Source organism: Pseudoalteromonas simplex, from assembly GCF_015278155.1.
Taxonomy (GTDB): domain Bacteria; phylum Pseudomonadota; class Gammaproteobacteria; order Enterobacterales; family Alteromonadaceae; genus Pseudoalteromonas; species Pseudoalteromonas simplex.
On sequence record NZ_JADILN010000005.1, the window covers coordinates 137,026 to 149,086 of the forward strand.

Annotated in this window: 10 protein-coding genes and 9 tRNA genes; 3 read left to right on the forward strand and 16 right to left on the reverse strand. The window is 42.1% G+C overall.

The features are described 5' to 3' along the window. Positions 1-2 precede the first annotated feature (2 nt). The 4 genes from IRQ78_RS12045 to IRQ78_RS12060 form a co-directional block, all read right to left on the reverse strand. On the reverse strand, positions 3-1,064 hold the full coding sequence (locus tag IRQ78_RS12045) for an alkaline phosphatase D family protein (protein WP_194442341.1): 1,062 nt from the start codon (positions 1,062-1,064) through the stop codon (positions 3-5). Continuing rightward, complete coding sequence (locus IRQ78_RS12050; protein ID WP_194442342.1) at positions 1,061-2,188, reverse strand: alkaline phosphatase family protein; 1,128 nt, start codon at positions 2,186-2,188, stop codon at positions 1,061-1,063. Before IRQ78_RS12050 ends, IRQ78_RS12045 begins: the two co-directional genes overlap by 4 nt. A 57-nt stretch (positions 2,189-2,245) precedes the next feature. Next, positions 2,246-4,603, reverse strand: coding sequence for a TonB-dependent receptor domain-containing protein (locus IRQ78_RS12055; protein WP_228482618.1), 2,358 nt, complete (start codon positions 4,601-4,603; stop codon positions 2,246-2,248). A gap of 212 nt (positions 4,604-4,815) precedes the next feature. Next, positions 4,816-5,859: an alkene reductase gene (locus IRQ78_RS12060; protein WP_054553024.1), complete on the reverse strand. Its 1,044-nt coding sequence runs from the start codon at positions 5,857-5,859 to the stop codon at positions 4,816-4,818. 121 nt (positions 5,860-5,980) lie between these two features. Between IRQ78_RS12060 and IRQ78_RS12065 the strand changes: the two genes are divergently transcribed. Both IRQ78_RS12065 and IRQ78_RS12070 read left to right on the forward strand, forming a co-directional pair. Then, the gene (locus tag IRQ78_RS12065; RefSeq protein ID WP_138602417.1) at positions 5,981-6,562 is read left to right on the forward strand and encodes a TetR/AcrR family transcriptional regulator; all 582 of its coding nucleotides are present in this window, start codon (positions 5,981-5,983) and stop codon (positions 6,560-6,562) included. Between the two features lie 85 nt (positions 6,563-6,647). After that, positions 6,648-7,046, forward strand: a complete 399-nt coding sequence (locus IRQ78_RS12070) for a DUF2750 domain-containing protein (protein ID WP_194442343.1) — start codon at positions 6,648-6,650, stop codon at positions 7,044-7,046. A 27-nt stretch (positions 7,047-7,073) separates the two neighbouring features. Here IRQ78_RS12070 and IRQ78_RS12075 read toward each other — a convergent pair whose 3' ends face one another. Further along, complete coding sequence (locus IRQ78_RS12075; protein ID WP_194442344.1) at positions 7,074-7,958, reverse strand: AraC family transcriptional regulator; 885 nt, start codon at positions 7,956-7,958, stop codon at positions 7,074-7,076. Between the two features lie 229 nt (positions 7,959-8,187). On the opposite strand from IRQ78_RS12075, the gene IRQ78_RS12080 reads away from it, so the two are divergent. Next, a complete protein-coding gene (locus IRQ78_RS12080; RefSeq protein ID WP_194442345.1) occupies positions 8,188-8,712 on the forward strand; it encodes a carboxymuconolactone decarboxylase family protein in 525 nt (174 codons plus the stop codon). A gap of 10 nt (positions 8,713-8,722) precedes the next feature. Here IRQ78_RS12080 and IRQ78_RS12085 read toward each other — a convergent pair. The 11 genes from IRQ78_RS12085 to ybgF form a co-directional block, all read right to left on the reverse strand. Further along, positions 8,723-8,810: transfer RNA gene (locus IRQ78_RS12085), tRNA-Ser, on the reverse strand. Positions 8,811-8,960: 150 nt separating this feature from the next. Then, positions 8,961-10,001, reverse strand: coding sequence for a quinolinate synthase NadA (gene nadA, locus IRQ78_RS12090; protein ID WP_054561293.1), 1,041 nt, complete (start codon positions 9,999-10,001; stop codon positions 8,961-8,963). Between the two features lie 129 nt (positions 10,002-10,130). Next, a tRNA-Lys gene (locus tag IRQ78_RS12095) sits at positions 10,131-10,206 on the reverse strand. A 51-nt stretch (positions 10,207-10,257) separates the two neighbouring features. After that, positions 10,258-10,333 (reverse strand) — tRNA-Lys (locus IRQ78_RS12100). Between the two features lie 51 nt (positions 10,334-10,384). After that, positions 10,385-10,460 (reverse strand) — tRNA-Lys (locus IRQ78_RS12105). A 57-nt stretch (positions 10,461-10,517) separates the two neighbouring features. Beyond that, positions 10,518-10,593: transfer RNA gene (locus IRQ78_RS12110), tRNA-Lys, on the reverse strand. Positions 10,594-10,649: 56 nt separating this feature from the next. Next, positions 10,650-10,725: transfer RNA gene (locus IRQ78_RS12115), tRNA-Lys, on the reverse strand. 55 nt (positions 10,726-10,780) lie between these two features. Then, a tRNA-Lys gene (locus IRQ78_RS12120) sits at positions 10,781-10,856 on the reverse strand. 55 nt (positions 10,857-10,911) lie between these two features. Continuing rightward, positions 10,912-10,987, reverse strand: a tRNA-Lys gene (locus IRQ78_RS12125). Positions 10,988-11,050: 63 nt separating this feature from the next. Continuing rightward, a tRNA-Lys gene (locus IRQ78_RS12130) sits at positions 11,051-11,126 on the reverse strand. Positions 11,127-11,294: 168 nt separating this feature from the next. After that, complete coding sequence (gene ybgF / locus IRQ78_RS12135; protein WP_194442346.1) at positions 11,295-12,056, reverse strand: tol-pal system protein YbgF; 762 nt, start codon at positions 12,054-12,056, stop codon at positions 11,295-11,297. Positions 12,057-12,061 lie beyond the last annotated feature (5 nt).

The following is a 12,061-nucleotide window of genomic DNA, read 5'->3' on the forward strand; positions in this document are numbered from 1 at the left end:
GTTTACTGGTATGGGCTTATCGTCGATAACGCGAACTCAGTGTGCATGATCTCATCACCCTTAATACCTTTAAGCGCAATACGAATGGTAGGATCTGCTTTTTGCCAATCGATTGTTAAATCGCCGTAATTCACCTCATGAGTGTAATCACCCACACGGTGTTTATTAGGGCTAACATCTTTCCACTTTTCTGTAAGCCCAGAGCTAGTCATCTCATAAAGTGGGTAATCTAGGTTTTGTTGATACTTAGACAGCTCACCCCAGTGGGTATCGCCACTGACAATAATTACACCATTTACTTTATGCTTTTTAATAAGCGCAAATAAACGCTCACGATCAGCTGGATAATTTGCCCATGACTCCCAACCTGTAAAATCAGCTAATAGCTGCAAGCTTGAGGCAATGATTTTTATCTTTTCATCTGACTTAAGCTCTTGTTCGAGCCATTGCCATTGGCTTTCGCCAAGCATAGAGGCGTTTTTATCGGTTGTTGGACTATAAGGCCCTTGTTTTGCAGGTTTACGCTCAAGTTGATAGGTCATCGCTGATACATGATTTAACGGCGCACGATTAAAACGCAGATCAGGCATGATGACTTTTACTGTTTGCTCACCTTCACCGTACGTGTACGAAGTGTAAATACCATCTTCACGAGTTCTGCGAGCAGAACCAGCTGGCTCTTGCCAAAAGTCGAGCATGATTTTTCGTGATTGCTGTTTTTTGGGGTATTCGCTGCCAGCGTCATTTTCGCCATAATCGTGGTCATCCCACATGGCAATGATTGGCGTATTCGCACGTAATGTTTTAAAGCCCGGCTTTTGCCCTAAACGTTGATATTTATCGGCAAGTACCGTCATATCTTCGGTATCACCATAAATGTTATCGCCAAGGAACATAAATAAATCGGCTTGCTCTTTGTTGATGGCATCAAAAATTGGAATAGCCTTGTCTTGATGACCACATGAGCCAAACAAAATTTTACTTGGCGCGGCAATCGCACTCACACTACTAACCAGCATTAACCCAGATAAGGCGCTTTTGAACAAACTAAAAGTTAAACTCATTTTAAAATCTCCTTAATTGGCGCGGCCATTTTCGGGTTAACTTGCTGACTGTTGACGCCTAAAATATTCAGCACAGTTGCCGCTACTTGCGCTTGTTTGAGCTCATTTTTGGGCTTAATTAAGCCTGTTGCTTTTATATCTGGGCCAATGGCTGCTAACCAAATATGTTCAGAGCCAACAATGCCGTTTGGAAAACGCTGCTTTCCTTGCTCTGAACGTGCTAAAGCACGCTTCGAACTATGGTGTTGCCAATCATCAGCATGACTGCCACGGCCATGATCGGTGGTGATGATCAATGTGGTATTGTCTTTATAGCCCGGTGTTTGTTGAATTGTTTGCCAAAGGTCACGGATAAACGCATCACCTTGTTTAGCCGATTTTAAATAGGCATCGTATTTACCGTTATGAGCAAAGTCATCGGTTTCACCCAAGCTAATAACCAGCAAACGCGGCTGTTTATTTAATAAATATTGTTTGGCAAATCGGTAGGTAAAGCTGTCGAGGCGAACATTGTGCCAAGGACTGGGGATCTCGCTTTGCATTTGGTTTAGCAGAGTAACTTCCTCTGAGTTCACAGCATCAAAAGCTTCAAAGCCAGCATTAACATAAACCCCACTGCGCTCACGATTTACAATATAGGGAAACACATCCCAGCTACCAAAAAGCGCGGTTTTACCTTTAAATTCTGGCTGAGTATTTAAACTCTCTAAAATGGTTTTATTGGGGTTAGGCACTTTATCGTTACTATCGATATTTTCGTCTACTACGCCGGTTAAAATTTCACTGTAACCTGGGTATGAGAAATACCACGGGTTGTTTACCGACATCAATGAGCCTTGAGTTCTATCGCCAATCAAAACGCCTTGCTTTACCAATGTTTCGCTAAAAAATGGCATTAACGCTTGAGTTCGCTGTGCTTGGTCATCTCGCCAAAAAAGCGCCTTTAGTTCATCTGTATTTGCAACAAAATCAGTGTTATCGATTAGGTTTTTATCTGCACCAGAGAACACTTCTTGCCAGCGAAGGCCATCAAGAGTCACGAGCACAACATTGTCGGCAGCTTTACTGTTTATGCTTAATAGTGATGCTGCTACAACCGCCGTAGCTAAAATTAATTTTTTCATATTTCACCTGCAAAAAAGCCCATCAACGATGGGCTATTTAAAACGTTAGCTTATTACTTAAAACTGCGCTGTAAGTGTTAAAGCTGCGGTACGTGGTGCACCAATAAAGTAGGTAGAGCCATTACCAGTACCACCCGCTAGATAAGATTTATCAAACAAGTTATTCACCACAAATGCAAGGTCGAGTGATTTAAACACACCAGAATCAAGACTGGTATTATAACCAATGTTTAAATCAACCAAGGTATAACCATCAACTTTGTTACGTGAACGGGTTTGTTCATCAGTCCATGCACCTAAACGCTCACCTGTGTATTTAGCCGATAAACCAAAGCGGAAATCACCACTGTAGTAGTCTGCCGATACCACAAATAAATCTTGTGCTGAGTCAATCACTTCATCACCTGCTTTAAAGCTGGCTGTTGCATCTTCAAGTAACTCACCATCGCTGTTGTAAGCACTTGGATCGTTCGATTGATACTCAGAGTTATTGTAGGTATACGATGTGTAAAGATTCCATTTGTCAGTCAGCATATAGCTTGCAGAAAGCTCCACACCCGTTGACTCAATACCACCTACGTTGATGTAAGAACCGTTCGTGCCAATCGTGTAGTCAATACCATCGGTATCACTGCCCGGAGCAATAAAGGTAATACGGTTATCAAATTCAATGCTGTAAGCGGTTGCTGTTAAGCTTAAGCGGTCATCGCTGTAACGCACACCTAGGTCGATGTTTTCAGCTGTTTCAGGTTCAATTTCGGTCAGTGTTGATGAATCACGTTCAAGTACACCATCTTTAATTGCCGCAAAGTTTTCGCTGTAGCTGGTGAATAGCTCTGTGCTTGAAGATAACTGATACAGCATACCACCGCTGAATAGTACGTCTGAATCACTGTCGATTTTATCTGAGTACTCATCTTCAAAATGGTTATAACGCTGCAGCTCAACAAGGTACTGTTTAGCACCTAAATTAAGTGTGAAGTCGCCTAAACTGATTGAGTCTTGTACGTACCACTTGAATGTATCTGTTTCGAAGGTGTTTTTATATTGTGTCCAATACGGCGTATGGTCAAAGTGATGATAAATACGGGCATCAATAACTTTATGCCAGTCACGTGACTCATCACGGTCTGTTTGTTCAAACCAAAAACCGGCTTCAATGTCATGGTTGCCAAGGGTTACTTGGTATTCACCGGTCATACCTAAGCGGTCTTTTTTGTAGTGAGTATGACGATACGACATAACCGGAATCGCATCATCTGGGTAACAGGCTGGGTTTAAGCCAGGGCCTGAAGACCATGGCCACTCTAAACTTGCCGTACAACCTGCAGCAGGTGCCAGTGGGTTACCCTCACTATCTGTAAAGCCATAATTGCCAGCATTTTCGCCGCCAATCGTTGTTGGATTACCATCATCATCAACCGGTGACGTTAAATAAGGCGGGATCCAATCGCCACGACCTGAATTTTTATGATAGTAAGGAGACAAGCTTAAGTTTGAAGTGGCACTTAGCGCGTAATCAAACTTTACATATGCAAGGGTATTTTCACGCAGTGTACCCCAGCCCTCAGCAAACATTTGATCAAAATGCGGCACGCCTGTCCAATTCCAAGTTAAACGATCCCAATCAGGGTTTTGTTCAAATTCACTAATACTGATGCTGTTATAGTTAATTTCGTGAACATCATCATACGAAACACGACCCGTTACGGTTAAGTCGCTAAAGTCGGATACAAACTTCGCTTCGATGTGCTGGCTGTCTTTACCACCATTGCTGCCATCACCAATCCAACGACTGGTGTCTGTTTGCGAATAGCTGATATAGGCTTGCGTGTTATCAAACACAGTGCCGGTTTCGTGCTTCACAAAGTAGCGGCTAGCATTGTGATCGCCCGTCGTGTAAGCAAATGTGGTACTTTGTTCTGTACTCGGTTGTGCACTCACAAAATTAAAAGTACCGCCTAATGCTTCGAGTGATGCTGAAGCAATATCAGACGTACCTTGCCCTACTTCAACCGTTGCTAAGTTTTCGCTGTCTAAGTAACGGTTTGCTTTTGCACCGCCACCATAGTTAGAACCACCATTAGGAATACCATCAATCGTCATACCTAATTGCTGTTGATTACCATCAATACTAAAGCCACGCATAGTGATGGTGGTTGACCAATCGTCACCACCGAATGCATCACCTTCGTTGATGCTAATACCCGGTAGGTTATCAATCACGGCTAACACACTTGATACTGAACTTTGTTGCTCAAGCATCGCAGGTTCAATAACGTTATTTGCATAACTGGTTGGCTTTGCAACAACGGTAATTTCTTCAATTTCGTTATTCGTGTTTGCATGTGCCGATGTTGCTAAAAGCATTGCGACTACAAGGCTTAGCTTTGTTTTTTTTGCTACTGTGCTCATTGTTTTTCCAAGGTTACGTATTTAAAAGCGGGCACAGTATGCAGAGCGCGTATTACATTTAGGGTCAAAATATTTGACACAACAATTAAACAATTAATGCATTTTCATGGCAGATTTAAGACTTAACTGTTTAATATATAAGAAAGTATTAGAAAAAACGCCCAGTTAAATTAACTGAGCGCTTGTTGGTTGGACAATATTATTAGGTTTGCTTAAATCAGTTCAGCCAGCATTTCATCGCTGTATGGTGTTAATGCTTCACCATTTTTAACTTTACTGATGTAATCTGGGTTCGCAATGAATGGGCGACCAATCGCAATTAAGTCAAATTGGTTATTATCGATAGCTTGATTAGCTGTCTCAAAGCTATAGCTACCTACCCCGACTAAGGTACCTTTGTACGCACCGCGCATATATTCAGATGCTGACTTATCACCTAAGCTTGCAAAGCGCATGCTGTCATCAAAAATACCAACATGTAAGTAGGCAAGATTACGCGTTTCAAGGGCTGGTAATAGATAATCAAATACCGCCTTATCACCGTCACTTTCGGTCATATTAAAATACGCGCCTGGCGATAAACGTAATGCAGTTTTATCTGCACCAATTGCTGCCACTACTGCATCAACGACTTCAAGAGCAAAACGTGACATGTTTTCTGGTGTTTGCCCGTATTGGTCTTCACGTTGGTTGGCAGCAAAGTGTAAGAATTGATCAATTAAGTAACCATTCGCACCATGAATTTCAACCCCGTCAAAACCCGCTTCAATAGCGTTTTCGGCGGCTTTTGCGTAATCAGCTATTAAACCTTGGATGTCTTCAATGGTTGCCGCTTTTGGAGTAACGTAAGTTAATTCACGCATTCTCGGTACCGAACCTTCAACACCAATTGCTGATGGCGCCAGTACATCACCACCAAAAAAGTGAGGGTGAGCAACACGACCTACGTGCCAAAGCTGAGCAAACATTTTGCCGCCTTTTGCGTGCACAGCATCGGTGACTTTCTTCCAGCCTTGAATTTGTTCGCTAGTAAATAGACCCGGTGTATTTGGATAACCTTGTGAATCTGGGCGAATAATCGTTGCTTCGCTAATAATTAAGCCCGCATCAGCACGGCGCGCATAATAGTCAACCATTGCTTGGGTAGGTACGAGATTATCGTCGCTCATACAGCGTGTAAGGGGTGCCATTAGTACACGGTTTTGCAACTCAATGCTGTCATTTAGTTTAAACGGAGAAAGTAAATCGGTTGTCATGGTTTTATCCTTATCTTGAACACACATTCAAGATAAGGGCGAAACAAACATACTTCAAGGTTTATTTTGAATAATCGTTCAAGATTACGTAAACTTCGTTTATAAACCGTGAGGAGCTTTAATGAGAACTGCTGAATTTGATACTGAATTTGTACTACGCCAAGCCATGCATGCTTTTATGAAATATGGCTATGCGAAGACCAGTATGCAAAAATTAAAAGAAGTGACTCACCTTCACCCGGGTTCTATTTACGCGGCTTATGGCAACAAAAAGGGCTTGTTTTTAGCCGCCACCGAGCAATATCAAAAAGACAGAAACCAACAATTTACTGCCCTTTTTAATGACCAACAATCAATTTTATCAACTCTTAAACATTACTTAACTGTGATTGTTGATGAGTGTATTGAAGGTGAAGTAGCTAAAGTATGCTTACTTACAAAGAGTATTTCTGAGGTTGAAGGCAATGACCCACAAATTTGCACTGTGCTGCGTAGCAACCTTAATGCATACGAGCATGCCCTCGCCGAGCAACTTCAAAAAGCCCTAGATAACAACGAATTTGTAAGTAGCAAGTCAGCGCAACAGTTGGCGCGCTTTTTAGTGATGGGCATATACGGTATTCGTACCTATGCCCTGACAAATCAAGACCCTAAATCTCTGCAACAACTTGCTGACGATCTATTTGCTGCATTAGTAAATTAATTTAGCTATTAACTTTACTTGTCATATTAATTTATCACCTTATGATTAAGGTGTAGCTGTGTATAACTAAAAGAGTGAGCCTGTCATGAATAATGCAACTGCTAAACGTGTTGAAACTGAATTTGATTCTGTACTCGCCTTAGGCGCAAAGAAACGACTCGCTTATATGTTTGAAACGGTACAAGAGTTTAAACAAGTGTGGATCCTCAATGATGAACATGGCTGCGTCATGCTCTCAAACGAAGATGACGACTGCGTGCCTGTATGGCCTAGCCGCGAATTTGCCCAAAGCTGGGCAACCGGTGAGTGGCAAGGTTGCACACCAAAAGCCATCCCTGTAAAAGATTGGTTAAGTCGCTGGACACCTGGTCTTGAGCAAGATGACTTACTTATTGCTGTATTTCCAACAGACCAAGACGACGGCACAATTTTATTCCCCGATGAGTTTGACTCACAACTGAGAATGCCAAAAAGACGATTTTAAATGTAAGGGAGCCAAGCGCTCCCTTTTTTATGCGATTTGTTGTAACCGCAGTGCTGAAATATCTTTAATCGGTGGCTTGCCAAAAAAGCGTGTGTACTCGCGGCTAAACTGCGATGGACTCTCGTAACCCACTTTTAAAGCTGCAGAGCCTACATCTATTCGCTCATTCAGCATTAATTGTCTTGCCGCTTGTAGCCGTAAGTTTTTTACGTATTGCAACGGGCTCATCTTTACTACATCACGAAAATGCAGTCTGAATGTCGACGGGCTCATGTGTGCATCACGGGCTAAATCATCAATTGAAAATTGACTGCTAAAGTTTTCTTTTAACCAACACAAGGTCTTAGCGATTTTTTGATGGGCTGAGCCAGACATCACAATTTGCCTTAAATAAGGGCTATGCGGGCTATTTAACAAACGCAATATAATTTCTTTTTTAATAAGTGGCGCAAGATTAGCTTTTAATTGAGGTTCATTGTCGAGTTGAATCAGCCTTAGTAAAGCGTCAAGCAAACCATTATCAGTATCAACCACCGACATAGCTTGGTGCTTAGGAAACTTGTCTTGCCCGGCAAAATCCATTTCAGCAACAATGTGACTGATTTCATGAGCATCTAAACGCAAGTAAAGTCCGTAAAATGGCTGCTCTTTACTAGCACGAGTAATATGCGAGGCAACAGGCACATCGATTGAGGTCACCAATGATTGCCCGTCAGTGTAATCATAACTATGTTCACCCAGCACAACTCGCTTTGCACCTTGCAAGCTAATACCCAGCCCTAACTCATACACGCAGGCCATCGGTAATGAAACTTCGCTTCGTCTGAACACCAATAATTCTGGAATCCCTGTTTCAAAATTACCGTCTGCAATCGCTATTGCTTTCACTGCTTCTATTAATGCCTGACGCATTTAGATTACCTCACATAAATACTCAATTAAGTGTATCACCGTAATTTAAGGTTAGGACCATTTAAGGTAACAGTTCGTTATTTTAGGCAAAAATTAAATCATTTATGGCAAGCAGAAATAGCCATCATCGACCATAATGTATTTTCAATTTTTCGATTGCATGCTCTATGTAATCAGCAACTGCTACAAAACCTCAATACATTCAATATCTAAAATCAAAAGAGAAATTATGAACCATAACAACACGGATTTATTTGTGTTTGTCGCGATCGCTGCTTTGGTCACCGTTCATGACAAGCCTTTGTTAAAACGAGCATGTCAGCACGCATTGAATGATGGCGTTTCAATGCAAGAGTTGTGTGATATTTTACCGCATATCAGTGTATATTCTGGGGTGCCAAAAGCATTGCTGGCGCTAGAGATTTTAAAGTCACTTGATGATATTCAAGGTTCAAATGCGTTGCTTATCAAACGCACAGAGCAGCAGCTAAAAACCGCACTCACATTTGGCCAACTACCTTTTAGCATAGAACAGCAAAACAACAGAGTTTTTGAGCTTGCCTCTTTAGGCGCTTTGTTTGCATTAGACGATGCCAACAGCTTAGTTAGCGAGCAACTTAAACGCTGTGTATTACTTGGTTATAGCCGTGAACAACTTGAATTATTAGTGATAGAACTTGCAAGGAAAGTCAGTAGCCACATAGCAATGCGCGCTAAATGTAATCTTGAAAAGCACTTTGCGATGGTAGGGTAAATTTAAGAAATGGCGGTGACGGAGAGATTCGAACTCTCGATACGTTGCCGTATACACACTTTCCAGGCGTGCTCCTTCAGCCACTCGGACACGTCACCTAAGGCGCTGCTTAGAGTTTAGCAGCGGCGTTATAGTATGAAAACAACCCTACAGACGCAAGGGCTTTTTAAAATAGTGCAGTTAAGTGATTAGTAATCAAACAAAAAAGGCAAGGTAAACACCTTGCCTTTTGTATAGACGATTCGTTCTTAACGCTGAAGCGTTGCTGAAAAATCTAACATACGGTTAAGCGACTTTAATGCGCCTTCGCGTAAGTCCATATCAACAAACACTTCTTTACCTTCTGGGTCTGTCAGTGCTTCTTCAATTGCTTTTAAGCCATTCATCGCCATCCACGGGCAATGCGCACAGCTTTTACATGTTGCGCCTTCACCCGCTGTTGGGGCTTCAAAGAATTCTTTCTCTGGGCATAACTGCTGCATTTTGTAGAAAATACCTCGGTCAGTCGCTACGATGAACTTTTTGTTGTCCATAGTTTGCGCTGCTTTGATTAGTTGGCTTGTTGAGCCAACCGCATCAGCTAAGGCTACAATCTCCGCAGGAGACTCTGGGTGAACCAATACAGCCGCATCTGGGTGTAAGGCTTTCATGTCCTTAAGTGCTTTGGTTTTAAACTCGTCATGAACGATACAGGCGCCATTCCACATGATCATGTCTGCACCTGTGTTCTTTTGAATGTAAGAACCTAAGTGTTTATCTGGACCCCAAATGATTTTTTCGCCTTGCTCATCAAGGTGCTCAACGATCTCTAGGGCACATGAAGAAGTAACAATCCAATCTGCACGCGCTTTAACAGCGGTTGATGTATTTGCATACACTACTACCTTGCGATCAGGGTGCTGATCACAAAACGCTGAGAATTCTTCAATTGGGCAACCTACGTCTAATGAACAGGTTGCAGCAAGCGTTGGCATAACAACTGTTTTATTTGGCGTTAGGATTTTTGCCGTTTCGCCCATAAAGCGAACACCGGCTACCACAATTACATCTGCGTCGTGCTTAGCGCCAAAACGCGCCATTTCTAGCGAGTCAGCAACACAACCGCCTGTTTCTTCAGCTAGTGCTTGAATTTCAGGATCAGTGTAATAATGGGCAACAAGAACCGCGTTCTTGTCTTTTAATAATTGTTTGATACGTGCCTTATACTCAGCTTGCTCGTCTTTTGATAACGGAGCTGGCTTTGGAGGGAAGATATAATCTTCAGGCATAATTTGTTCAGCTAGACTCATTTCTCGACCACTTAGTCCACAGTGCATTCATGGCGCGAATTATACGAGAATCTTAAGCTAATGAACAGTATTGCTGTGAGCTGTTAAGATAAATAAAGGATAACTTAGAAAGAAAAGATAAATCAGGAATGGTGGGTCATGATGGACTTGAACCATCGACCAATGGATTAAAAGTCCACTGCTCTACCAACTGAGCTAATGACCCGCTCTGGATATTTTGATGCGTAAATCCGCCGATATGAGACCATTCGAAGAATGGTGGGTCATGATGGACTTGAACCATCGACCAATGGATTAAAAGTCCACTGCTCTACCAACTGAGCTAATGACCCGCTCTGGATATTTTGATGCGTAAATCCGCCGATATGAAACCATTCGAAGAATGGTGGGTCATGATGGACTTGAACCATCGACCAATGGATTAAAAGTCCACTGCTCTACCAACTGAGCTAATGACCCGCTCTGTTGCTTATAAAAAGCTGCGTAAATCCGCCGATATGAGACCATTCAAAAGAATGGTGGGTCATGATGGACTTGAACCATCGACCAATGGATTAAAAGTCCACTGCTCTACCAACTGAGCTAATGACCCGCTCTGATGCTTGTAAAAGCTGCGTAAATCCGCCGATATAAGACCATTCAAAAGAATGGTGGGTCATGATGGACTTGAACCATCGACCAATGGATTAAAAGTCCACTGCTCTACCAACTGAGCTAATGACCCGCTCTGATGCTAATAAAAGCTGCGTAAATCCGCCGATATAAAACCATTCAAAGAATGGTGGGTCATGATGGACTTGAACCATCGACCAATGGATTAAAAGTCCACTGCTCTACCAACTGAGCTAATGACCCGCTCTGATGCTAATAAAAGCTGCGTAAATCCGCCTATATAGAACCATTCAAAGAATGGTGGGTCATGATGGACTTGAACCATCGACCAATGGATTAAAAGTCCACTGCTCTACCAACTGAGCTAATGACCCGCTCTAATTGCTTATAAAAGCTATACGTAAATCCGTCGATTAAAGATTACCATTCTAAGAGAATGGTGGGTCATGATGGACTTGAACCATCGACCAATGGATTAAAAGTCCACTGCTCTACCAACTGAGCTAATGACCCGCTCTTTTTTCCGCATTTTGGCTGTTGTTACCAATCGCCTGCTGCGGGCGCTTATAATACTTATTTAAATGCTGAGTGCAACAGAAAATATCTCTTTTTTTAAGTTTTTATGTCTAGTTGCCTAATTTTAGACCGCTTATGTCAAAAAGCAGTCTAATCAGGTCAAATCTACATTTGCGACATACGTTCTGTGGCTAATTTAGCAGCGGTAGTACTTGGGTACTGATTAATTAAATCATTAAAGGTTTTAAGGGCTTGCTCGCCTAAACCTTGATCCGCTAATAAGTTTCCTAACTTTAACATTGCATCTGGGCGCTTATTAGAATTAGGGTATTCATTCACAACAACTTTAAAGTGCTCAGTCGCACCTGCTTGATCGTTTTGAATAGTTAACAGCTGACCTAACCAATAATGCGCATTAGATGCATACACTGAATTTGGGTATGTCGTTAAGAATGCTTGAAACTCAGGAATTGCTTGCTCATAACGTTTATCTTTCATGATTAACGCCACTGCACGCTCATAAGCTTCGTTTTCAGATAAGTCTGAACTGATTGCCTGTGATGCACCTACATCTGTATAAGTATTTGTAGGTTGAGTTTGTGTTGCAGCAGGCTGGCTATAAGCTTGGCTAACTCGGTTCTCAATTTCTTGATATAGCTCACGCTGACGTTGCAGTACTTTTTCAAGCTTATAGCTTTGCTCTTCTGTAATACCACGTACTTGGCTCACTTCGTCTTGTAAAATATTAAGCTGCTGCTGAAGCTCAGCTTGCAATAAATTACGTGACTTCATCATGTTTTCTAAAGCGACTAAACGCTTCTCAATGCTCGATTGCGAGCTTGCAGCTTCTGAAACAGGAGCGGGAGCAGCCCATAACTGGGTGCTCCCGCTTAAGATCATTGCTGCCAAAATAATTTTCGGCTTCATAATGA

Coding starts and splice junctions, on each gene's coding strand:
- IRQ78_RS12045 (WP_194442341.1), bottom strand. CDS start 1,064: ATGAGTTTAACTTTTAGTTTGTTCAAAAGCGCCTTATCTGGGTTAATG.
- IRQ78_RS12050 (WP_194442342.1), bottom strand. CDS start 2,188: ATGAAAAAATTAATTTTAGCTACGGCGGTTGTAGCAGCATCACTATTA.
- IRQ78_RS12055 (WP_228482618.1), bottom strand. CDS start 4,603: ATGAGCACAGTAGCAAAAAAAACAAAGCTAAGCCTTGTAGTCGCAATG.
- IRQ78_RS12060 (WP_054553024.1), bottom strand. CDS start 5,859: ATGACAACCGATTTACTTTCTCCGTTTAAACTAAATGACAGCATTGAG.
- IRQ78_RS12065 (WP_138602417.1), top strand. CDS start 5,981: ATGAGAACTGCTGAATTTGATACTGAATTTGTACTACGCCAAGCCATG.
- IRQ78_RS12070 (WP_194442343.1), top strand. CDS start 6,648: ATGAATAATGCAACTGCTAAACGTGTTGAAACTGAATTTGATTCTGTA.
- IRQ78_RS12075 (WP_194442344.1), bottom strand. CDS start 7,958: ATGCGTCAGGCATTAATAGAAGCAGTGAAAGCAATAGCGATTGCAGAC.
- IRQ78_RS12080 (WP_194442345.1), top strand. CDS start 8,188: ATGAACCATAACAACACGGATTTATTTGTGTTTGTCGCGATCGCTGCT.
- nadA (WP_054561293.1), bottom strand. CDS start 10,001: ATGAGTCTAGCTGAACAAATTATGCCTGAAGATTATATCTTCCCTCCA.
- ybgF (WP_194442346.1), bottom strand. CDS start 12,056: ATGAAGCCGAAAATTATTTTGGCAGCAATGATCTTAAGCGGGAGCACC.